The sequence below is a fragment of the Halopseudomonas sp. genome (genome assembly GCF_041579695.1).
Taxonomy (GTDB): Bacteria; Pseudomonadota; Gammaproteobacteria; order Pseudomonadales; family Pseudomonadaceae; genus Halopseudomonas.
The window spans coordinates 1-21,027 of the sequence record NZ_JBFGFI010000054.1; the positions used below are offsets into that span (position 1 = coordinate 1).

At 56.3% G+C, this 21,027-nt stretch carries 14 protein-coding genes; 5 read left to right on the forward strand and 9 right to left on the reverse strand.

The annotated features are described in order from the left end of the window. Positions 1-223 precede the first annotated feature (223 nt). The 3 genes from ABYA88_RS10975 to ABYA88_RS10985 form a co-directional block, all read right to left on the reverse strand. Positions 224-3,379 carry a PAS domain S-box protein gene (locus tag ABYA88_RS10975; protein WP_373187309.1) on the reverse strand — a complete coding sequence of 1,052 codons (3,156 nt, stop codon included), beginning with the start codon at positions 3,377-3,379 and terminating at the stop codon, positions 224-226. Further along, entirely contained in the window at positions 3,376-4,584 is a 1,209-nt protein-coding gene (locus ABYA88_RS10980) for an EAL domain-containing protein (protein WP_373187310.1), read from the reverse strand. Before ABYA88_RS10980 ends, ABYA88_RS10975 begins: the two co-directional genes overlap by 4 nt. Before the next feature lie 657 nt (positions 4,585-5,241). Beyond that, on the reverse strand, positions 5,242-6,213 hold the full coding sequence (locus ABYA88_RS10985) for a LysR substrate-binding domain-containing protein (RefSeq protein ID WP_373187311.1): 972 nt from the start codon (positions 6,211-6,213) through the stop codon (positions 5,242-5,244). A 110-nt stretch (positions 6,214-6,323) separates the two neighbouring features. Here ABYA88_RS10985 and ABYA88_RS10990 point away from each other — a divergent pair, with 110 nt between their 5' ends. From ABYA88_RS10990 to groL, 3 genes are all read left to right on the forward strand, one after another. Next, a complete protein-coding gene (locus tag ABYA88_RS10990) occupies positions 6,324-7,223 on the forward strand; it encodes a DMT family transporter (RefSeq protein ID WP_373187312.1) in 900 nt (299 codons plus the stop codon). A gap of 326 nt (positions 7,224-7,549) precedes the next feature. Then, on the forward strand, positions 7,550-7,954 hold the full coding sequence (gene rnk, locus ABYA88_RS10995; RefSeq protein ID WP_373187313.1) for a nucleoside diphosphate kinase regulator: 405 nt from the start codon (positions 7,550-7,552) through the stop codon (positions 7,952-7,954). Positions 7,955-8,384: 430 nt separating this feature from the next. Beyond that, entirely contained in the window at positions 8,385-10,001 is a 1,617-nt protein-coding gene (gene groL, locus ABYA88_RS11000; protein ID WP_373187314.1) for a chaperonin GroEL, read from the forward strand. Positions 10,002-10,032: 31 nt separating this feature from the next. On the opposite strand, the gene ABYA88_RS11005 is transcribed toward groL, so the two are convergent. Further along, on the reverse strand, positions 10,033-10,599 hold the full coding sequence (locus ABYA88_RS11005) for a phosphoribosyltransferase family protein (RefSeq protein WP_373187315.1): 567 nt from the start codon (positions 10,597-10,599) through the stop codon (positions 10,033-10,035). 102 nt (positions 10,600-10,701) lie between these two features. Beyond that, positions 10,702-13,437: a cation-translocating P-type ATPase gene (locus tag ABYA88_RS11010; RefSeq protein ID WP_373187316.1), complete on the reverse strand. Its 2,736-nt coding sequence runs from the start codon at positions 13,435-13,437 to the stop codon at positions 10,702-10,704. A 377-nt stretch (positions 13,438-13,814) separates the two neighbouring features. Between ABYA88_RS11010 and ABYA88_RS11015 the strand changes: the two genes are divergently transcribed. Together ABYA88_RS11015 and gap are read left to right on the forward strand one after the other, a co-directional pair. Then, positions 13,815-14,864 (forward strand): class I fructose-bisphosphate aldolase, encoded by a 1,050-nt coding sequence (locus ABYA88_RS11015; protein ID WP_373187318.1) that lies wholly within the window; start codon positions 13,815-13,817, stop codon positions 14,862-14,864. Positions 14,865-14,934: 70 nt separating this feature from the next. Then, on the forward strand, positions 14,935-15,930 hold the full coding sequence (gene gap, locus ABYA88_RS11020) for a type I glyceraldehyde-3-phosphate dehydrogenase (protein ID WP_373187320.1): 996 nt from the start codon (positions 14,935-14,937) through the stop codon (positions 15,928-15,930). Positions 15,931-15,993: 63 nt separating this feature from the next. Here the strand turns inward: gap and ABYA88_RS11025 are convergent, their stop codons facing one another. The 4 genes from ABYA88_RS11025 to ABYA88_RS11040 all read right to left on the reverse strand — a co-directional run bounded on the left by ABYA88_RS11025 (position 15,994) and on the right by ABYA88_RS11040 (position 20,853). Next, the gene (locus tag ABYA88_RS11025) at positions 15,994-16,938 is read right to left on the reverse strand and encodes a 1-phosphofructokinase family hexose kinase (RefSeq protein WP_373187321.1); all 945 of its coding nucleotides are present in this window, start codon (positions 16,936-16,938) and stop codon (positions 15,994-15,996) included. 65 nt (positions 16,939-17,003) lie between these two features. Further along, the gene (locus ABYA88_RS11030) at positions 17,004-18,020 is read right to left on the reverse strand and encodes a hypothetical protein (RefSeq protein ID WP_373187322.1); all 1,017 of its coding nucleotides are present in this window, start codon (positions 18,018-18,020) and stop codon (positions 17,004-17,006) included. Positions 18,021-18,212: 192 nt separating this feature from the next. After that, positions 18,213-19,763 (reverse strand): GTPase family protein, encoded by a 1,551-nt coding sequence (locus ABYA88_RS11035; protein ID WP_373187323.1) that lies wholly within the window; start codon positions 19,761-19,763, stop codon positions 18,213-18,215. Next, on the reverse strand, positions 19,741-20,853 hold the full coding sequence (locus tag ABYA88_RS11040; RefSeq protein ID WP_373187324.1) for a YcjF family protein: 1,113 nt from the start codon (positions 20,851-20,853) through the stop codon (positions 19,741-19,743). Before ABYA88_RS11040 ends, ABYA88_RS11035 begins: the two co-directional genes overlap by 23 nt. Positions 20,854-21,027 lie beyond the last annotated feature (174 nt).

A 21,027-nucleotide genomic window follows, 5' to 3' on the forward strand; every position in this document is an offset into this window, starting at 1 on the left:
CGACAACGCCGTATCGCCGCTTCAGGTAAGCTTCGACACTCATCTACGCTACCTCATACCTGACGGTACGAGTCCAGGCGCAAAGAGTGACAAACTCAGTCCCTGCTTCGGATTCAGTAGTAGAAAATTGGCTGTCGTTGTTCATCCGATAAGATCTTTTGCCTTTGGATATGACTGGAATACATCTCAGCGCTGCTGCCAGGCGGGACGCGCTGGCATGATTTCAATCAGCTGAATTCAGAACTCGCCGCACCTTGGTTGCCAGCTCCAGACGGGTATAGGGCTTGCTTAACAGCTCAACGCCCGGATCCAAGCGACCATGGTGGACGATGGCATTTTCGGTGTAGCCTGAGGTGAACAGTACTTTCACAGCAGGATAAAGCTCCCTGGTCTGGTCGGCTAACTGGCGTCCGTTCATGCCACCAGGCATTATAATGTCGGTCAGTAACATATTGGTGTCAGGTTGAACCGCTAGCGCTTCCAGCGCTTCGGGTCCCGATCTGACAGCGGTAACGCGGTAGCCTAGGGCGCGCAGTTGAGTCTCAAGGTGTTGTAGAACCAGATCGTCATCCTCGGCAATAAGGATGTGTTCGTTGCCGCCCACCGGCTCTAGAATAAATTTTGATTTATCGCTTGCTGTATGAGCTCCCTGCGCTTTGGGGAAATATAACTTGATGGAGGAGCCTTCACCGAGTTCCGAGTAGATCTTGATGTGCCCTTTCGACTGCTTGGTAAAGCCATACACCATGCTTAGGCCAAGGCCGCTGCCCTGATCCTTCAGTTTTGTGGTAAAGAAGGGTTCAAAGGCTTGCCGCGCCGTTTCCGGCGTCATCCCTGTGCCAGTATCAGAGACACACAGCATCACGTATTCCCCTGCCACCACTTCATCGTGCCGATTAGCGTAATTCTCGTCCAACACGACGTTGGTGGTCTCGATAGTCAGCTTGCCCCCATCCTGCATGGCATCTCTCGCATTGACAACCAAGTTCAGCAACGCCGTATCCAGCTCGCCAGCATCAATCTCAATAATGCTCAGGTTGGGTTCGAGAGCAAAATCTATTTCAATATGCTCAGGCAGCGTGCGACGGATCAGGGGCCGCATGGCCTCGACCAGTTGGTTGATAATTGTGAACTCAGGGTTGAGGGGCTGGCGACGGGCAAAGGCCAACAGTCGGCTTGTGAGCTCGGCACCGCGTTCCGCGGCGGACAGTGTCATTTCTGCCATGGAGCGCAGTTGCGGATCAGTCATACCCTCAACCAGCATTTCCGCATTGCCCAGAATCACCGTCAGCAAGTTGTTGAAGTCGTGTGCAACGCCTCCGGTCAGGTGGCCAACCGTTTCTAATTTCTGGGATTCCCGCAACTGTTGCTCCATCGCGATGCGCTCAGTGATATCCCGCTCGACGGCCACAAAATGCGTGCAGAGCCCCTCGTTATCAAACAGAGGCGTAATATCCAGCTCAAGCCAGTAGGGTGTTCCCGCTTTGGTGTAATTGAGCACTTCGCAGCGAATCGGCTGCCTGTTTTGCAATGCATTTCGGATACGATCCAGCTGCCCTCGGTCTGATTTAGGGCCATGCAACATTCTCGGTGTGCGGCCGATAGCCTCGCTTTTGCTATAGCCGGTAATCCGCTCGAAGGCTTCGTTGACATAGACAATGCGTGGCCCATCCGGCTCGTCCAGCGCATCCGCTGTGGTGATCATAACGATGTCATTCTGTCGTGCCAGGGCGGCCTCAATCAGCCGTAACTGCTCCTGATGCTCCCGTTCACTGCTCAAGTCACGGAAGTAGACGGCCAAACCATCGGGTATCGGATAAACAGTGACATCCAACCACTTTCCCAGAGTCCTATAAATAGCCTGAAAGCGTACGGTCTGCTTATGCTCCAATACCCAGTAAAATTGATGATAAAACTCGCCGCCCACCGCGTGAGGGTAAAGATCCCAAAGGTATTTCCCCAGCATCTCATCCCTATCGCGCTCCAGTATCACACCGGCTTGCCGGTTGATATAGGTAATGATGTGGTTCTTATCGAGCGCATAGAATCCATCGCTAATACTTTCCAGTACGTCCCGTCTCTTCCGTTCAGCTTCAGCTGCCAGCAACTGCGCTTCATGCTGTGTGGTTATATCCTGAAAAGCACCTTGAACTGCAACGATACTCCCCTTGTGATTTCTCTCGGCAACGCCAATTACCCGGACCCACGGTTGTTGCCCATCGACACGGCGGAGCTGGCAAACCACATCAAACGCCTGCCCTTCCTCGACACATTGCTTAAGCGAGTTCGCAATCAGATCGCGGTGCGCGGGAGCATAGAAATTTATTGCCTCGACGGCACTAGGCGGCGAATAACCTGCGGGCATGCCATGAATGGCTGCGGTTTCCGGCGTCCAGATGATGGTTTCATCATTGAGCTCGACACGCCAGCCTCCCAGTCGCACTTTCTCGCCGGCCAAACGGAGAAGATTTTCCGCTTGCGCCAGGCTCCGCCGGGTCTTTATTAGGGGAGTGATCTCCTGAAAATAGACAACTACAACTTCAAAATCTGCGGTTACATGGCGCTCACCCACGCCCTTGACGTACCTCACGCCGCCCCCGCGGAGGTTGATCCGGTGCTCAAACTCGACTTGCGATGTGTTCAGCTCCCCTAAAGTCGCAAAGATTTCGCGGGTGGCCTGGCGATCATCCGGATGCACGGTTGCAAAATACGCCTCCAGATCAGGTCCAGCCTGATCGGCGGGCAGATCGAAAATGTTAAAAATTTGCTCAGACCAGCTGTGCCGCCCGGTTTTTATGTTGAACTCCCAAGCGCCCAGATTCAGCAAGCGCTCCGCGGCGAGCATGCGAGCCTCATATTCTTGCAGCCTCGACAAAGCCTGTCGGAGCTCTTTCGACCTGAGCAGGGTGTCCTGAAAGACACGCAGGTCATTATTGCCAATCGCTGAGGGGGGCTTTGGAAGGATGCCCTCATTGATGATGGCAGTGAGATCCTCCACCCGGTGCATGATGAATTCAACGTCCCCAGCCTCATCCAGTATAGGGCTGTTGACTGGACTCCAGAAACGCTCTTCAAAGGTTCCGTCAGGAAGTCGCACCGGGTAGCGCTGCACCCCCATGACATCCGGTGCTTTCAATGACTGGACCCGGGCCAGGGACGCCGACAGGATCGACGCCCCGTCTGCCTGGGGGTCTTCGGGGTCTTCGGGAAACACTTCGAACAGGGTTTTGCCGAGAATGTCGTTTTCCTTTGTCAGGGTTGCCCGGAGGTATTCGTCGGTGGCGGCAACTATCTCAAAACTGCCAGGCCGTAAAACCAGAACCTTGCCCGGTGAAGATTTAAATAGGCGTTTGTATTGTTGGTCAATTGGTTGGCTCATTCACTGCGCTCCAGTGAAAAGCCATTCCATGCGGTGGCAGCCCTGCTATCTATCGGACGGCCAATAAAATAACCCTGGGCTTCGTTACAACCCAGTCCCCGCAAGAAATCCAGCGCATAGGGATCTTCAACTCCTTCAGCCACCACATTGAGATCAAGAGAATGACCCAGACCGACCATGGCAGTGACGATCTTGCGGGATTCTTCCGAACTGGCCAGACTTTTGACAAACATCTGGTCAATTTTCAGCTCAGAGAAGGGGAGCCGTGCGAGTTGAATCAGTGATGAATACCCAACTCCAAAATCATCAATGGAGAGGTGAAAACCACGAATTCGGAACTGTGTCAGGTTTTCCAGCAGCGCCAGCGGGTTGTCCAGGCTGGCGGTTTCCGTAAGTTCCAGAATTATCTGTGAGGGTGCAACCTCATGATCTCTGCATTGGTCCAGCAGCCAGCGGGGAAAAGTCTCGTCAGTAAAATTAATGGGAGAGAGGTTCAAGGCGAATTTTAGCTCCGCGTTTGCAGGCCGTCCTGGCAGGTTGGCCAGTGCAAATTGATAGACCTGCCGCGTCAGCTCATTGATCATCCCTGTCTGTTCCGCCAAACCGATAAACTGATCCGGTGGTATCATGCTCCCGTCTGCTTGAGGCCATCGCGCCAAACATTCGAAGCCAACCAGCTTACCGTTGTGACATGCGATTTTGGGTTGAAAATACACGGTAAATGCGTTGGCTCGCAGCGCCTGGGCAAGCTGATCCTTGAGAATTTGCCGCTGGGGACGGACAGCCAATGGGAGTAAACGCTGCGGCCATTTCTTTGGCGCACCCGCCGCCAGAAGATCCATAAGTTCAGCGCGAAGAAATGGCTTGTGCAAAGTCCCCAACAACCAGAGCCCATTTTCAGTGGCCGCGCGGGCAGATGAATCAATTATGCGCTGCCCCAGACCGGATATAATTATGACGGCTGCTTTGCACCCCATCTTGGCAAGGCGGTGAACGACCTCCACCCCATCGCGATCCGCAAGCTGTAGATCTACCATGACGTGAGTTGGTGCCCAGCTGACCACTTTATCAAGGAAGATATCAGCATCATCGGTATGAGCTGTGGCGTATGATGCCTTTTCTGCCATCATGCATATGGTGGAGGCAACATCACTTTCGTCATCGAGGACCAATAGACGTCCCGAGTATCCAACTTGTTCAGTCATATCAATCCTATGGCGGTAAGCGAACCTATGGGAAATCTGATTTTGAGCGCTAGTCACCTTTGATAGTGAGAACTTTTTGCACCGACGACCGATGGAAAGTTGAGCGTGATACACGAAATCTAGCGTAAATTTCGAGGCAGAGTAAACTTTGGTATACCCCAACATATTTACGCTTGACTAGAAATTCCTACAATTTTTTGTATCTCGTTTTTTCGTTATCTGTCCTGCAGATGGAAATAACTTCCATAACCGGATGCACCATGTCGACATGGCTATTTGCCACCCCAAAAGGGAAAGTCGCAACGCCTGCTGAGTGCTTTAACCATGCTGTTGCGTCGACCAGTTGAATCCACAGCCGTTACCTGCCAGTCCGTTCAGGCGGCTTTTGGCCGAAAGCCGGCGGTCATGGCAGACTGCTTCCGGCCAATAGTGGCCCACCTAGCGGCCGTAGCAGACGCTCAAGAAAGCTGGGGCGATTCACTGGCGTAATTGAACGCTGCCGTTGAGTTCACCTAGATATGAGCTGTTACACAGTTCATGCGCTACAAAAGTCATCATTTTGGACTTACCCCGCTGCAGTAGACACTTCTAGCCTATGTCGGTTCGCAGCTCGCTTCATAGCGTCTATAAACAGGCACTGGCAATAGGCACCGACTTCTAACGGGCTGCGTTCCCTTCCTGACTCACGTGCCTCAGCCCGGATTCTATACTCTGCTGAATCAGCCAGCGGCGCAGAATTTGTATGCCCGCCTCATGACGACGGCTGGATTTCCAGGCGAAATAGAACTGGTCCCCAGTCATGACGTGGTGGCAAGGGAGTCGGACGAAGTCCGCTGAATCCGAGCGGTTGCTGAGCATGTAATCGTTGGTCAATGCGATGCCCTGATGGTAGCGGGCGGCCTCTAGCGCAAGGAGCATATGACTGAAGTTTTGCAGTCGGGTTCCGCGGGGAAGGGATTGTCCTGCGGCTTCGAACCAGGCTGTCCAGTCGCCGCCGGTCTTGTTGTAGATGCTGTGAGTAGACAGCAGTGGATAGCTCTCTAGTGCTGAGGGGCTCAAGGGCGCAGTTGGATCAAGTTGCAGGTTGGGATCGATCTTCTGTTCACGGCAGATTGTTTGCCAGTACTGCTGACTGCATACGGGGAACAGACGCTCGGTGTAGAGCAGTTCGTAGCTGAAGGCAGGCGAGGTCGGTCTTACTGTGATGAAGCAGTCGGCTACCCGGTCGGACAATTGCGGATTTTCTCCGCTCATCTCCAGCGACAGATCCAGTTGCGGCCACTGCTTTTGCAGCGCTGGCAACCTTGGCACTAGCCAGCGGACGGCGAATGAGCTGAATACCGATAACCTAAGGCTTGCGGTTTCATGCCCCAGTATGTGCTCGCTGGCTCTCTCGACCTGCAGGAGTGCAGTACTTATTGCATCAAAGTATTGACGACCCTCTTCGGTCAGCGTCAAGTAACGGCCCGTGCGAATGAACAGAGGCTCCCCCAGATAGGTTTCCAGTTGCTTGATCTGATGGCTGACTGCGCTTTGCCCGACGGACAGCTCCTGGGCGGCCATTGAAAAGCTGTTGAGCCGTGCCACGGCTTCAAATACCGGCAAGGCCTTTAGCGGAGGTAATTTCATGGAATGCTCCAGTATCCAAATATCTAATATTACTTAGTCTAATATCATTTCTCCGGATACCCGGCAAACCTTACACTCCCGGCACGTCACATAATTGTCCAGAGGTAGGTATGTCAGGTAAAACAGTCAACAGCGCGATTGTGCTGTTGATCATCGGGAACGCGCTGGCGCTGATATCCGATGTATTCATCAAGTTTCTCGAGCAAGGTGCGCCCGTTTTCCAGTACGCATTCATGCGCTGTGTCATCACACTTCTGGTGTTGTTGCCATTCTGGCGACAGATCGACACCAGCCAACCTTTTGCGGGCGCGCGGCTGCATTTCATTCGCGGACACGTGCATCTGGTAGGCATCATCTGCATGGTCTACGCGCTGGTCGCCTTGCCGTTGGCTACTGCCAACGCGGTCTTCTATGTCGCGCCGATTCTGGTCATGGTGCTTTCGGTTAGCTTTTTTGGTGAGCGTCTGACCAGACTGAGTCTGGCTGCCGTGATCAGCGGGTTTGCTGGCATTATGGTCATATTGCGGCCGGTTGATTTCAGTTGGGCCGCATTGGGCGCGCTGGGTTCAGCCGCTGCACTGGCGATCAACGCCGTTCTGGTACGCAAGCTGCCTCGCCAGCAATCCACGGTGCACAAGCTTTTTCTCAATTATCTGATGATCATTCCGCTATGTCTGGCACTGGCAATATGGGAAGGCGCTGCATGGAGCAATGCGGTATTCATCAGTGCGGTAGGCTCCTCGTTATTCATCCTGGGCTATAACGTGTGCGTGCTCCTGGCATACAAGTACGTGGATGCTAATCAGGTCACCAGTGCGGAATATACCGGGCTGATCTGGGCGGTGATCATAGGCTGGATATTCTTTGCTGAGGTGCCGAACTTCTGGTTTCTGGCGGGCAGTGCGATGATCGTATTGCCGCTGTTGATGATCGGACTGCAGCAGCGGCGTGTGCGGCTCCGCGCCACCAATCACGAGCTGGGAGATACCCGCTATCACGCTAGCCCCTGACCGATTGGGTCCGGAGCCGATGACAAAAGCCATCGGTGAGCGAAGCTCCTGATACTGGGGACCTTTGAGAACCCCTCTCGCAGAAGCTTGCATTTAATCCCAAATCCCTCATGTTGAATGCACGTCTTGTCAGATAGATTGCAGCGTCAATGAACCACCAGCGTATCGCATACAGAACACTTCAGAATTTCCTCTCTTAAGCCGGGGCGTCTTCACGTACCCGGCCGCTTCAACCTGTAGCCCCTATCAAAATGGTCGTCCTCAGCCAATATTCTGTGAGCTGACTGGCGCCTATGGTTTAAAACCTGACTGACGGAGTCGTCACCATGAAAAGCCCAAATATCGTAATCAGCAAGCTTGATCTACAGCGGCTCGACAAAATTCTTGATCCCTTGAAATATCCGCTGGATCTCCTTGAGGCGCTTGAGAACGAGATAGACCGCGCGCGTATCGTTGGCCATAAGCGTATTCAGCCCAATGTTGTCACAATGAATTCCAAGGTCCATGTCCTGGACGAGACAACGTCGCGCGAGTTTGTGGTAACCCTGGTTTACCCCCAGGATGCTGGCGCAGCCGACACAGTTTCCATTCTTGCTCCAGTTGGCACGGCGCTCCTCGGACTCAAAACGGGGCAGTGCATCGAATGGAGAACGCCGCAATGCCGGCCGCTGAAGCTGAAGGTGCTGGAAGTGCTCTATCAGCCCGAAGCGAACATGGATTACGACTTGTAGCAGCCCGTTCCGTAGCGATGATTTCTGCCATCAGGCATTGGTAAGTATTAATTGGTTTTCTGGCATTGATCATGTACGTGAACTGACAAGCCAGCCTCTTGCTGGCTTTTGCGTTTCTGGGCGCCCTCGGTCGTTTCCTGAATAACAACGCAAGGCTTCTATTGAACAAAGGACGGCTCAACCGGAATCACTGATCCAGCCGTTCAGGTGGCGCGGATGTGACAAACGCTACTGCCATTGCCATTGCCGTCACGAATGAGCCGCTCGCGCAGGGTTTCAATCCACAAAGGCGCTGCAAAAGCGATATTCCCAGCTATTGGAAGGGGATGGAGTCACTGCAACTTTATGGATAAAAGTCACAGTGCCGCTGTCCACTTGAAACTGACGCTGTAAAACGCATGCGTCACACCAAGATCCGGGGAACACCGAGATGGCTCACAGTAAAATTGTGTTTCGTGCGACTGCTCGCCAGAAAATCCTGAGTGGAGCCACGCAATTGGCGGACGCTGTGCGCGTGACGCTGGGCCCCAAATCAAAGTCGGTGTTGATTCAGAACAAGTGGGGGAATCCGACGGTCTGCAATGATGGCGTAACGATTGCCAAACGCGTTGACCTGGAGGACCCCGAGGAAAACCTCGGTGCCCAAATGTTGCGTCAGGCAGCCGAACGCACGGGCGATGCGGTTGGCGATGGGACCAGTACCTCAACGGTGCTGGCCCATGCAATCCTGGCCGATGGCATACGCAACGTCGTTGCCGGGGCCAGTGCGATCGACCTCAAGCGCGGCCTGGATCGTGGGCTGGCGCTGGTCATAGAATCACTCGTCGCCCAGTCTCGCCCGGTCAGCACACCCAAGGAAAAGGCGCAGGTCGCCTCGCTGTCGGCGCACAATGATCCTGTTATCGGTCAACTCGTGGCAGACGCCCTGGAAAAGGTCGGCGTTGAAGGCGTCGTCAGCGTTGAGGAGTCCAAGACCACCGAAACAGTGTTGGAGGTTATGGAAGGCATGCGGTTTGACCGAGGCTATGTTTCGCCTTATTTCGTCACCGACCCCGAGAAGATGCAGGTAGAACTCGATGATGCCTATCTGCTGCTCTGCGACCATAAACTCAGTGTGCTCAGGGACTTGCTACCATTGCTTGAGCTCATTGCCAAGAGTGGAAAACCCCTGGTATTGATAGCAGACGATATCGAAGGTGAGGCGTTGACAACACTGGTCGTCAACCAGATACGGGGTGTACTGCGAGCAGTGGCGATCAAAGCGCCAGGCTTTGGTGACCGACGCAAGGAAATGCTCCAGGATATCGCGGTTCTGACAGGCGCAACGGTGGTTTCCAATGAATTGGGTGTCACTCTCGAACAGGTGGAACTGAGCCAGCTAGGGCGGGCGCATCGAGTGGTGGTGCAAAAGGACAGCACCGCACTGATTGGTGGTGCGGGCACGCGCGAGGCCATTGAGGCCCGTCTGCAGCAGATTCGTGCACAAATGGACAGCACCACCAGCGATTACGACCGTGAAAAACTTCAAGAGCGACTGGCCAAGATGTCTGGCGGTGTTGCGGTGATCCGGGTCGGGGCACCTTCCGAAGCAGAAATGAAGGCACGCAAGGATGCGCTGGATGATGCCATCTCGGCCACCCGGGCGGCGATTGCTGAAGGTATTGTTCCGGGGGGTGGGTTTGCGCTGCTCAAGACAGTTCCGGTTATCGCTGCCGAAGAAGCTTGTCATGAGGGCGATGCCAGGACCGGTTTGCAGATTCTTCGCCGGGCGCTGGAAGCACCGGCAAGAATCATCGCGGAAAACTCCGCGGTGGATGCCGGCGTGGTGGTTGCCCGTATGCTGGCAGAGTCTGGAAACGTCGGTTTCGATGCCTCCGTCAACAGCTATGTAGACATGTATGACGCGGGTATTATTGATCCGACCAAAGTGGTGCGTATTGCTCTCGAAAATGCCGTTTCAATCGCCAGTATCTTGTTGCTGACAGAGGCAACTATGACCGACATTCCGGAAATGGAATCACCCGCCCAGCCACCTTTTCCTGAATGAAAAGCCCGGTTTGGCTGACCAAATGACCTCGTCAGCGGTCGGCGCCATGCCGCACCACCTCAATGCAAAACTCCTTCTCGTAGGGCGGCACATTGCATTCGACGATGTCAGTGGTGGCTACTTGCAGATGCACGCCGACAATGTTGGCCCGTATTGGCTGCTGGCAGATATGCCGGTCGACCAGCACGGCGCTATAGACGTGACGAGCCCCGAGTTGTGCCAGATACGCGCAGGTGCGAAGGAGCGAATGACCTTCGAAGAGCACATCGTCGACAACCAGCAACGTGGTGTTGGCAAGGTCCAGCTCGCGCAGCGCCGGATTCTCGGTCAATTGCGTGTTGGTATGCAGCACCTGGAGGTCGTCGTCGTAGCGCTTGACGCGTAGGGGGTAAAGCGGAAGTTCCGGCTGACCGGTCTGACGCGCAATGTGTTGGCGCAACCGCTGAGCCAGCGGCTCGCCCCGGCGTTGGATGCCAATCAGTGCGGCATGAGCTGGGGGCAACATTATCGAGGCTTTGCGCGCCATCGTTTGCAGCACGTTATCAAGCTCATTGCTGTCATACATGCGCAGCCGCTGACTCGTGAGTGGGGTCGTCATAACCTTCTCCTGCCCATGACCGATGGGTTAATCCTGATGCAAGGTTGAATCGCTCCGGCTGTTATAGACACTGCCAGGCGAGAAAAAGGGAGGCCTGTGTCGTTACACCCGGTCAGAAGACGAATCGCTTTCATTCTTTTTAGTCAGCCGGTGTCGCTGCACTTCGCGGAGTGACTGTCCCGCGAGGAAAGGAATCGCGCTCACTCCCAAAATCAGTGGCCAGGGCCCCCAGCCGAGCGGTTGGGTCTGTAACAGATTCGATAGCAGTGGCAGGTATACCGCGGCGGCAAGCAGGGCAATGCAGAGCAAGAGGGCGGCCCAGACCCAGAGATTGCGCGTTATTTCATTGCGCACGATACCGGATCTTGGATTGCGCAGAACGAAGGTAAACCAGAGTTTACCGAAAGCCAGGGTGAGGAACGAAACCGTCACTGCTTCCAGTTCCGTCAGCCCCAGCCAGCGCTGTCCCAGCAGGAGAGCGCCCAGCACGCAGGCCGCCAAGATGGCGGCAAATCCGCAGATCTCCGTCCAGTGGGCCCGGGAGAGCACGGACTCCTGGGGGCTGCGTGGTTTGTCTTGCATTTCACTGCCGCTAGCCGGGCCAACCCCCAGGGCTAGAGCCGGAAAGACGTCGGTGAGCACATTGAGGTAGAGGATCTGCAGGGGCAGCAATGGCAGAGGCCATCCCGCGCCAGTGGCTATCCCCACCGCCAGCACCTCGGCCACGTTGGTGGTGAGCATGAAGATGACCGACTTTCGTATGTTGTCGAAGATGACACGTCCCTGGCGAACCGCTACAACGATGGTTTCAAAGGCGTCGTCCTTCAGTACCATGTCGGCGACCTGTTTGGCCGCCTCCGTTCCCCGTTTGCCCATGGCAATGCCGATATCGGCTTTCTTCAGGGCGGGCGCGTCGTTGATGCCGTCACCGGTCATGGCTACGATCTCTCCCCGATCCTGATAAATACTCACCAGATCGAGCTTCTGCTCGGGGCTCACCCTGGCGAAGATGTTGGCGCGGTAGATCTTCTCCTGCCTGTCCTCGTCGATTTCTTCGGGAGAACCGATGTCCCGCCCCAGCATGCCGACTGTCTCGGGATCATCCTTGCCCCCGACGATCCCCACGGCCCGGGCGATCGCCGTGGCGGTCTCCAGCTGATCGCCGGTCACCATTGCCACCCGGATCCCGGCCGCCTGACAGGCGTCTATCGCCTCTTTGACATTTTTGCGTGGAGGATCGAGCAAGCCCACAAGGCCGAGGAAGCACAGCTCTTTATAGGGATCGGCATCCTTGGCCGCCACTTGTTTCTCGGCCATGGCCAGAAGGCGCAAACCCTCGCCCGCCAGTTGGTTAGCACGTTCGAGCCAATGGCGGCGAGTTTCGTCATCCAGCGGCTCGGTGCCGTCATCCGCCGCCGCGATGTCGCTGCACACTTCCAGCACGGCCTCGGGAGCACCTTTCACCGCCACGTAAAAGCCGCCATTATCCTGATGAAAGGTGGCCATCTTCTTCACTCGGGGCTCGAATTTTTCCACCCGGGCCTCGGGCCGCTCTTCCAGCAGCGACTTGCGTTCCAGTCCCAGGTTTTTTCCGCCTTTCAGAAGCGCTATTTCAGTGGGATCGCCGCGAGGATTGTCCTCGCCCTGTTCCTGGCCGAGGGAGCCGCCATTACAGAGCACGCCGACCGCCACGGTGCGGCGAACCCCGTCCTTGTCCGCCAGCTTCTCGTCAGTCCCGGTTTTCTCCAACACCAGATCGCCGGTGGGGGTGATGATTTTTTGCAGCCTCATCCGGTTTTCCGTCAGCGTGCCGGTCTTGTCCGAAAAAATCACCCGGGTGGCCCCCAGGGTTTCCACCGCGGTGAGCTGGTTTATCAGCGCGTTGCGGGCCGCCATCAGGTACATGCCCCGGGCGAGGGCAATGGTGGCGACGATAGGAAGACCCTCGGGAATGGCCGCCACCCCCAGCGCAAGTGCGGTCTCGATCACCAGCGCGGTCTGTTGCTCTTTTACCAGAAAGCCCAGCAATGCGACCGCAATGGCAACGAAGATGGTCAGTATGGCGAGACGACGCCCCAGTTGATCCAACCGCTGCTGCAATGGTGGGACCGTTCCCTCGGCCGATTCCGCAAGTGCGGACACCCGCCCCAGCTCTGTTTCCGACCCGGTGGCTGCGGCAACGCCCACAGCCCTGCCATCGGCGAGGCTGGTGCCCTTGTAGAGCATGTTCGTGCGGTCGGCGAGATCCGTATCCGCCGCCACGGCATCGGTTAATTTGCTCACCGGTACCGACTCCCCTGTAAGGGGCGCCTCGTTGACCCTGAGTTGCTCCGCCTCGATCAGCCGTAGATCGGCGGGGATCAGGTCGCCGGCTTTCAGCAGTATGATATCGCCGGGCACGATTTCCGCTGCGGCAATGTCCCGTTCACTGCCGTTCCGCCGGCCTCGGGTCATGTGTTCGCCCAAGCGACGCAGAGCAGCCATGGAACGTACAGCCTTCCATTCGCTGACAAAACCGATGGCAGTATTGACAAACAGCACCGCCAGGACCGCAAAGCCCTCGGGCAGGCGACCCGTAGCAAAAGCCAGGATGGCGGCACCGCCCAAGAGGTAAATGACGATACTGCGAAACTGTCCTATAAGGATTCGCCACCAGGGCCGGCTCTCCGTTGCCAGCAACTGGTTCGGTCCATAGCGCTTCAAGCGCTCCTGCGCCTCGTCGTCCGTCAATCCGGTTTCCTTCCGGACGCCGAGTTCCGCCAAAGTGCCCTCAATGTCTAGAGCGTGCCAATTGTGCGTGTCGATGCCGTTACTTTTACGTTCGTCTGTCGAATCCAAAGATTAGCTCCTCGATCTGGGGCCGTCCGTGGATGCGGCTGATCGAATGATCTGCAGAAAATCCTCTGCCTCGAGAGAAGCGCTCACCACCAGTCGGGGCAACTGTGCGAAAGCCCGTAACAGCACCATGTTGGCCTACTCCTCAAGCCCCTTTGAAAAAGGATCTCGTGCTTACACGACGGGGCTCTGGCCACTTGGGCGAACGAATAAAAGCGTGGCCTGATTATTAATATCCGGTCCTGATAATGGACAAGAAAGTCCCATACGAGTTCGCAGCCTTTTTCCGTACTCTTTAAAGTTGTCAATCTGGTTGAACTGAGCTTGCCATTGAGATGACGAATGAACGGGGTCAGCGAAAAAACCGGATGAGGTGATCAATGAGTGAAATCGAACGCATCCTCGGCCATGAAGCCGAGTTCCTGCTGGGTTACGAGTGCGGTGGTATCAGTCGCAAGCATCTCCATTTGCCAGGTCCCGATTACGTGTCGCGGGTGCTGGCCGACAGCGATCGCTCCAGTGTCGTAATGCGTAACCTGCAAACGATCCTCGGCCATGGCCGTCTGGGGGGCACAGGCTATGTGTCGATTCTGCCGGTCGATCAGGGCGTGGAACACTCTGCGGGTGCATCGTTCGCACCGAACCCGCTGTATTTCGATCCCGCGAATCTCGCGGAACTGGCAATTGAGGGTGGCTGTAATGCCATTGCCTCGACCTATGGTGTGCTGGCATCGGTCAGTCGCCGTTACGCTCACAGGATCCCATTTCTGGTAAAGCTCAATCACAACGAGCTGTTGAGCTATCCGAATCAATACGATCAGACGCCGTTTGCCACTGTCGATCAGGCGTTCGAACTCGGAGCCGTGGCCGTGGGCGCAACGATTTATTTCGGTTCTCCCGAGTCTCGGAGGCAGATCGAAGAGGTGTCCCAGGCTTTTGCTCGCGCCCATGAGCTCGGCATGGTCACGATCCTCTGGGCGTATCTACGCAACCGCGCATTCAAACAGGATGGTACCGATTACCACACGGCAGCGGATTTGACCGGGCAGGCCAACCATCTGGCCGTGACTATCGGTGCCGACATCGTCAAGCAAAAACAGGCGACAGTGAATGGCGGATTTAAAGCGCTCGAGTTCGGCAAGACCCACGATCGTGTGTACTCGGAATTGGCCACAGACCACCCAATTGAGCTTGCCCGCTATCAGGTAGCGAACTGTTATATGGGCCGCATCGGTTTAATAAACTCTGGCGGAGCGTCCGGCGGTGACGACCTGCATCAGGCCGTGCGTACGGCCGTGATCAATAAACGCGCGGGCGGAATGGGACTGATCACCGGACGCAAAGCTTTCCAGAAACCCATGACGGAAGGCGTGCAGCTCCTGCACAGGATTCAGGATGTCTATCTTGCAGAGTCCGTGACCGTGGCCTGACCGTCTTTTCTCGACAAGGTTCTATACAAGTCTGAACACTTCACCAGAGCAAGCAACGGAGACCGCAATTATGAAGATTGGAATAAACGGGTTCGGCCGTATCGGGCGTCAGGTATTTCGCATCGCCTATGAGCAGCAAGGACTGGAAGTGGTTCATATCAATGACATCACCGACCCCGATACCTTGGCCTATCTTCTGCAATTCGACTCTACTTATGGCCGCTGGGGTCACCATGTGCTTGCCGAGGGTAACGCGCTGATAATTGATGATGAGATCACTGTTTCAGTAGGTGCAGAGAAAGCGCCGGCGCAACTGCCCTGGGGCGAGAAGGGCGCTGAAGTCGTTCTCGAAGCCACCGGACTTTTCCGCAAAAAAGAAGACGCGCAGCAGCATATCGAAGCGGGTGCGCGAAAGGTGCTCATCTCGGCGCCGGGTAAAACCGAGCTCGATGGTGATTTCATCCTTGGCGTCAATGGTGATGAATATGATCAGGACCGGCATCATATTATCTCGATCGGAAGCTGCACCACCAATTGCCTGGCGCCGGTAGTGAAGGTGTTGCACGACGAGTTCGGAATCGAAAAAGGCTTTATCAATACGGTACACGCCTACACGGCGTCCCAGAAGCTATTGGACGGACCGCATAAGAAGCCCCGACGTGGTCGGGCCGCAGCGGAAAATCTGATTCCTACCTCCACGGGCGCGGCGGCGATGATCAGTCAGATCATCCCTGACCTGAAGGGGAGACTCGACGGTATCGCAGTGCGGACACCGCTCAAATGCGGGTCATTACTCGATCTGACATGCGTCCTGGCGGCAGACGCTGATGGTGCGCGGATCAACGATGCATTTCGGGAGCGGGCGGACGGTTCGATGCAGGGTATTCTTGCGGTAGACGATTCGCCCCTTGTTTCCAGCGACATCGTCGGCAGGGAAGAGAGCGCAATCGTCACCAGTCAGGATACGCAGTTAATCGGTGACCGCTTCGTCAAGATGCTGGCCTGGTACGACAATGAATGGGCATTCTCCAGGCGTTGTGTGGATATGATGCAGCGAATGCTCTGACTCGCCATTAATCTCAGGGGGCGGCGCAACCTGACCGGTGCCCGAAACGCTCTGTGGACATGTCTATGCGTGCTGGTGAATCTTTACCATTTTGGCGATGGATTCCACCCTTTCCAGGTCCATGAGCTGATTGCCCGGTGTGCTGACCTTGGCAGCGGCGGCCGCGACGCCGTAACGGAATGCCTCGGCTATGGATTTTCCGCTATCCAGCTGGTGGACAAGAACCGAGACGAAGCTGTCTCCGGCGCCCACGTGACTTATCACGCGGGTTTCGGGAGGACGGGCGTGCAGTTTTTCGCCGGCACCGGACGCGAGCAGGGCTCCGTCGGCATCCAGAGTGACAATCAGGTTCTCGGTAAGTCCCTGGTCGATAACTTTCGCCATTGCGGTCAATATGCTGGAATGCTCCCGTGGGCCGGAGTATCCCAGTTCGGCGAATTCACCGAAGTTGAGTTTGGTAAGATAAATACACTTTCCGTGGGAGCCGGTCAGAGCCTTGCCGGAGGTGTCCAGTATCACCCGGGTGCCGGCAGCCGTAGCCGAGCACGCCAGGGTTACGTAGAAGTGCGTCGGTACGCCCCCCGGCAGACTGCCGCTGAGCACCAGGTAATCGGGCTTGGGTTTTAGCGCATCGAACGCATCGATACAGCGCTGCCACTCGGACTCTTGTAGCTCCGGGCCGGGGAAAACCAGATGAAAGAGCCTGGCGCTGGCCTTCTCCGTGAGCGCGAGTGATTGGCGGGTCTCATCCTGGATGTCGACGCAGTGAAAGGTAAGCATCTCGCGCTGCAGGATTCGTTTCAGCAACTCTCCCTGCAAACCTCCTGCGGTCAGGATCGCGACGACATCCATGCCGAAGCGGTGCAAGTTGCGGGCTACATTGATGCCCCCACCCCCAGGTTCGCGGGTAACATTGTGGCAGCGGCTTTTGCCGTCCTCCACCAGTCTTTCGGTTTCCGCGAAAAGATCGACGGTGGGATTCATCGTCACTGTCGCTATGTTACCCATACCTCATTACTCCAGTTATCTGGAACAGCAAAGCTTGGATCCCTTATGTGACGTTTCAGTTCGATCTATTCCCGGGCCATGGTTTCCGAAAATCGGTAGCGCTGTACCCCATGGGAAATCAGATCATGCAGAAGCGCCAGAACAAGCGCAGTGCCTGATTCAACAGCGGAACAATGTTGCCCGGACTGTTTGCGCAGAGCATTGCCTGTGGTCTGACAGATCAGAGGAGGGCGGTGCACCGGTACGCTTGACATGACAAGGCCATTACGGGCGTCGTGCAGCTCCGATAGCCAGTTGGCAGACCCGGGAAAATTCTCAATGATCAGTGCGGTTCGGTGGCGCAGATCTGATAGGGAGTTGATCTGGCGGCACTCAAGCAGTATTTCCAGTTGGTACATCACCAACATCGCGGTTCTGGAGCTGTATTCATGGCGCTGCTGGGCTACCTTCAGCAGGGTGAACAGCACTTTGTTGATGCTTTTGATTGCAGTGTCTGTCCGGCTGCTTCCAGTGCTCTCAAGCCAGGACCATGTCTCTTCAAGGGACAGCGCTTTAAGGGGTGGCCAGTGGTTCTCTTGCGACGTTTTCAGTGCGCCGTAATACATTCTGGAGTCGTAACTTTGCGCCTCGTACTTGTGGGCGCCTTCGCCGATAAATCGGGTGTCCAGAAGCTGGATGGCTCCGGGTCTGAGCAGATTGACCGCCATCACCAGTTGCTGGACAAAGACGGTAGCTACCTGGTATCGCTCTTCCTCCGCAGAGGTATGGTTTTCCGCCGAGACGGTAACGGATAATCCAGCCATGATTGCTTTGGCCGGATCGTCCACATAAGCCGATTGATGCCTGGAGAACGAGCCGGATTGGTCACTGGCGCTCTCCATGGCGGCAATCAGTTCTGTGGCGTCCAGGCTGACGTGGTAAGTATTGGCCGGCCCGTTGAGCTGGCCCTGGGCGGTGAAAGGCAGATTGGCGAAAAAGGCATTGATCTGGTGCCAGAGTTCGATGATTTCACTCGTCTCCTTCTCGTTGCCGGGTGGAATGGCATTGCCAATCTGCAACTGGATGGTCGTCGATGACCTCATGGCTAACCTCCTACTCTAACAGCTCTACTGGACCCCATGTTTTAGCGAACGTGCGCTCCGATATGTCCGGCGCTGTATGTGAGACCTGATTTTCTCTGGCAAGTTGCCTGGCTTGCGCATTTTAATAACTTTGCTGGATAACGTATCTCCCCCGAACGAAGCGGAATTTGTGCCTCCAGATCGATGCTGCGTCTAGGGTTCCCGATCCTTGTTCATTAGGGCAAACAGCGAGCTTCCCGCCTGCCGTACGCGCTTCCATTCGCGCGAAGCGGAGAACCCACCAGCTTCCCGCCGCCGCCGGTTGAGCTGGACGTTCAGCGCCCTGTCATATCGGGCCTTCAGCAGTTCACGCAGCGCATCCACGTTGTACTGTTCCCTATCGGGCGAGACGGACAAGGGCAGAATATCGTCCAGCTTCAGCACATCCCTGTTGAACTCCAGTGCTTCACGAATAAGCGTCGCTTTTGCTGAATCTTCAGTCAGTTCGTAGGGCGGATTCCAGTCCGCGAGCGTACCAAGACGGTCGACCTGGTTGAGCAGGCCGATGATCGGCGGCGGTTGATAATGGATATGCCGGCTCCGCCATTCCCGGAAGTGATCGCCGAACTCCTGATCGAGCTTGCGGGCCGGCTGGTTGGCACGTAGTACCCAGAGCACCATGTCGGACTCGACCATTTCCTTGAACAGGATTTTCTCGGTTTTCGGATCGCCGTTAAGGCCCGGCAGGTCGAGTAATCTGAGAAAGGGAATGCCGTCGACCTTGCATTCGTAAACCAGGCCCCGGTCGGTGGAGGGCAGGGCGCTGGTTTCTGCCTGCCAGCCCTCGGTCAGCGCGTTAATGACCGATGACTTGCCGGCACCCACCTGACCGATGAGACAGATCCGGACCGGCTCGGGTTTCTCCGCCGGGCGGGTGTCGTCCTTGCGGGTCGTGGCGCTAACGGACAGTTCGTCATCCTCGAAGCGGAAATGACCGCCGTAAAGATCAACCGCCGCACGCAGAACCTCAAGCAGTAGCAGGCGCTTGAGCCTGATCTGCATCTCATCGCTGAGGCCCTCGAAGGACTGGCCGATAGCCTGGCTGCCCAGTTCGGCGAGCAAGCCCTCCGGGGTCAGCAGGCGCACCTTGCGATAGATGTTGACCAGCTTCAGCGCCGGGGCGAACTGATCGCTTTTTTCCTCGAGCCAGAGCACATGGGAAATTTTCAGGTGGTCGATGCCCGGCACATTGTCCTTGAGGGTGCGCCGGTAGCGCTGGGTCAGTCGCTCGGCAATTGCCAGCAGTGCTACCGGTGAAAATGCCCATTCGGCATTTCGCTTGCCCTTGCCATAATGCATAGCCACGCCGCGAGCGATCTCCAGCGACGCATCCGGCATGGCACGCCAATCCGGGTTGCTCTGGACCAGCTGGCCCACCAATGGCAGCAATTCCTGCTGCGCCTGACGATCACGGGGTGTCCAGTACTCTGGTGTTTCCATGGCTTCAGTCAGGGCTTCATCGATTTGCGGCAGGGCTTTGCGTTTGCGCTTGCGCATGAAGATCAGCGGTAGCATTGCGCCCAGAGTGAGCAACCCGAGCAGGCCGACGAAGGTCAGAATATAGTTGTAGCGGAAGATGGCGTAGAGACCGAACAGCGCGAGCAGCAGGATCGGCGGCAGCACGACAATGAACATGAACGGCTTCAGCCGGTCGGAGAAAGAGCCTGCTGTGCGCCAGGCGTTAAAGGTTGTTTTCAGCTTCATCTCTGGCCACTGGCATGATGTGTTCGAAGGCCTTGCGATAGGTTGCCTTGAGCTCTTCGGGGGAGGTCGGCTGGCCGCAGGCCTTGTTGAAAAAATAGATGCAGCCAGCGCGGCCCAAGGCGTAGGTGACGCAGTAACTGGTGACTGCCGCAGAAGCGGCGCCCACGGTCTGCCCGTATACCGGGATCAGCTTGATCAGCTGCTGCAGACCCAGGCGCGACGCATACTGGACGCCAAAGCCCATGCCCAGTGTGCTTCCCAGCTCGGCCAGCAGGCGCCTGTTCCATTCCAGTCCATACTGGTTGGCCAGGCTGTGCAGCATCTTGGTCTGGATTGCCGGCACAGAGACCAGACCCACCACGGGCACCGCGTTGGTTGCCCCAGCGGCGCCCGCGTACCACATGATCTCGGTTTTCAGTTTGCGGAAATTGGCCTCCTCTGCGGACTGTTTGTCCCGTCGCTCGAACAGCTCCGCAACGATGGGCAGAAAATTGGCCAGTTTTCCGATCAGATCTTCCAGACCGACCGGTTGACCACTCCGGCCGATGAGATCCACCGGAGCATTCTCGATCTCGCCCCAGATCTTCTCGACGGCCTGCTGGTTCAGCGCGATGCATTTGTCCCGCTCCTGCGGGCTGTCGAGCAAGTCGATAGCGGTATGTACCAGTAGCGCATTGCGAATCATGCCCGATTGTCTGATCTGCCTGAGCGCATCAAGAAGTTCGGACTGCTCCGGATCATCGGCGCGCATGACGATGACCAGGGCATGGCTGTTGCCTTCGCAGGCGTTGATGTCTTCCCTGGGGTCGTACCCGGCTTCGGCCAGGCCGCGGGTGTCGATAAAAGTCAGCACCGGGGTATCGGCGAGAAAATCATAACGCGTAGCAGTCCGGGTGCAGGGCTTGAACCCGCGGCCCACTTCAATGTCGCTGAGGCCGGTCACCGCCCTGATCAACGTGGATTTACCGGCTCCGGTCTTGCCGATCAGCCAGAGGGTGGGCAGGTGTTCGACATTGTGACGGAAGGCCAATTCCAGGTCGGGCTTTCTGGCCGGGTTGAGTGTGCGGTAGATACGCTGGAAGTAACTCATGGACCGTCCTGCTGGTGTCGGTGAGCGAAGATTCTGGCGCGTGGCAGCGCACTCCGTTTGCTTGCCTGTAGTGTAGGTCATGGAGCGCTCGCTTCCCACGCCCGGCGCGTTGTTTCACGGTTCCGCCCAGGGAACACCGGCGGCAAACTACAATCAGATAAGGTGAATCAATGC

Bases quoted from the DNA above. Each gene is read 5' to 3' on its own strand.
- ABYA88_RS10985 (WP_373187311.1), bottom strand. From the start codon at position 6,213: ATGAAATTACCTCCGCTAAAGGCCTTGCCGGTATTTGAAGCCGTGGCA.
- ABYA88_RS11040 (WP_373187324.1), bottom strand. From the start codon at position 20,853: ATGAGTTACTTCCAGCGTATCTACCGCACACTCAACCCGGCCAGAAAG.
- ABYA88_RS11035 (WP_373187323.1), bottom strand. From the start codon at position 19,763: ATGAAGCTGAAAACAACCTTTAACGCCTGGCGCACAGCAGGCTCTTTC.
- ABYA88_RS10980 (WP_373187310.1), bottom strand. From the start codon at position 4,584: ATGACTGAACAAGTTGGATACTCGGGACGTCTATTGGTCCTCGATGAC.
- rnk (WP_373187313.1), top strand. From the start codon at position 7,550: ATGAAAAGCCCAAATATCGTAATCAGCAAGCTTGATCTACAGCGGCTC.
- ABYA88_RS10990 (WP_373187312.1), top strand. From the start codon at position 6,324: ATGTCAGGTAAAACAGTCAACAGCGCGATTGTGCTGTTGATCATCGGG.
- ABYA88_RS11005 (WP_373187315.1), bottom strand. From the start codon at position 10,599: ATGACGACCCCACTCACGAGTCAGCGGCTGCGCATGTATGACAGCAAT.
- gap (WP_373187320.1), top strand. From the start codon at position 14,935: ATGAAGATTGGAATAAACGGGTTCGGCCGTATCGGGCGTCAGGTATTT.
- groL (WP_373187314.1), top strand. From the start codon at position 8,385: ATGGCTCACAGTAAAATTGTGTTTCGTGCGACTGCTCGCCAGAAAATC.
- ABYA88_RS11030 (WP_373187322.1), bottom strand. From the start codon at position 18,020: ATGAGGTCATCGACGACCATCCAGTTGCAGATTGGCAATGCCATTCCA.
- ABYA88_RS11015 (WP_373187318.1), top strand. From the start codon at position 13,815: ATGAGTGAAATCGAACGCATCCTCGGCCATGAAGCCGAGTTCCTGCTG.
- ABYA88_RS10975 (WP_373187309.1), bottom strand. From the start codon at position 3,379: ATGAGCCAACCAATTGACCAACAATACAAACGCCTATTTAAATCTTCA.
- ABYA88_RS11025 (WP_373187321.1), bottom strand. From the start codon at position 16,938: ATGGGTAACATAGCGACAGTGACGATGAATCCCACCGTCGATCTTTTC.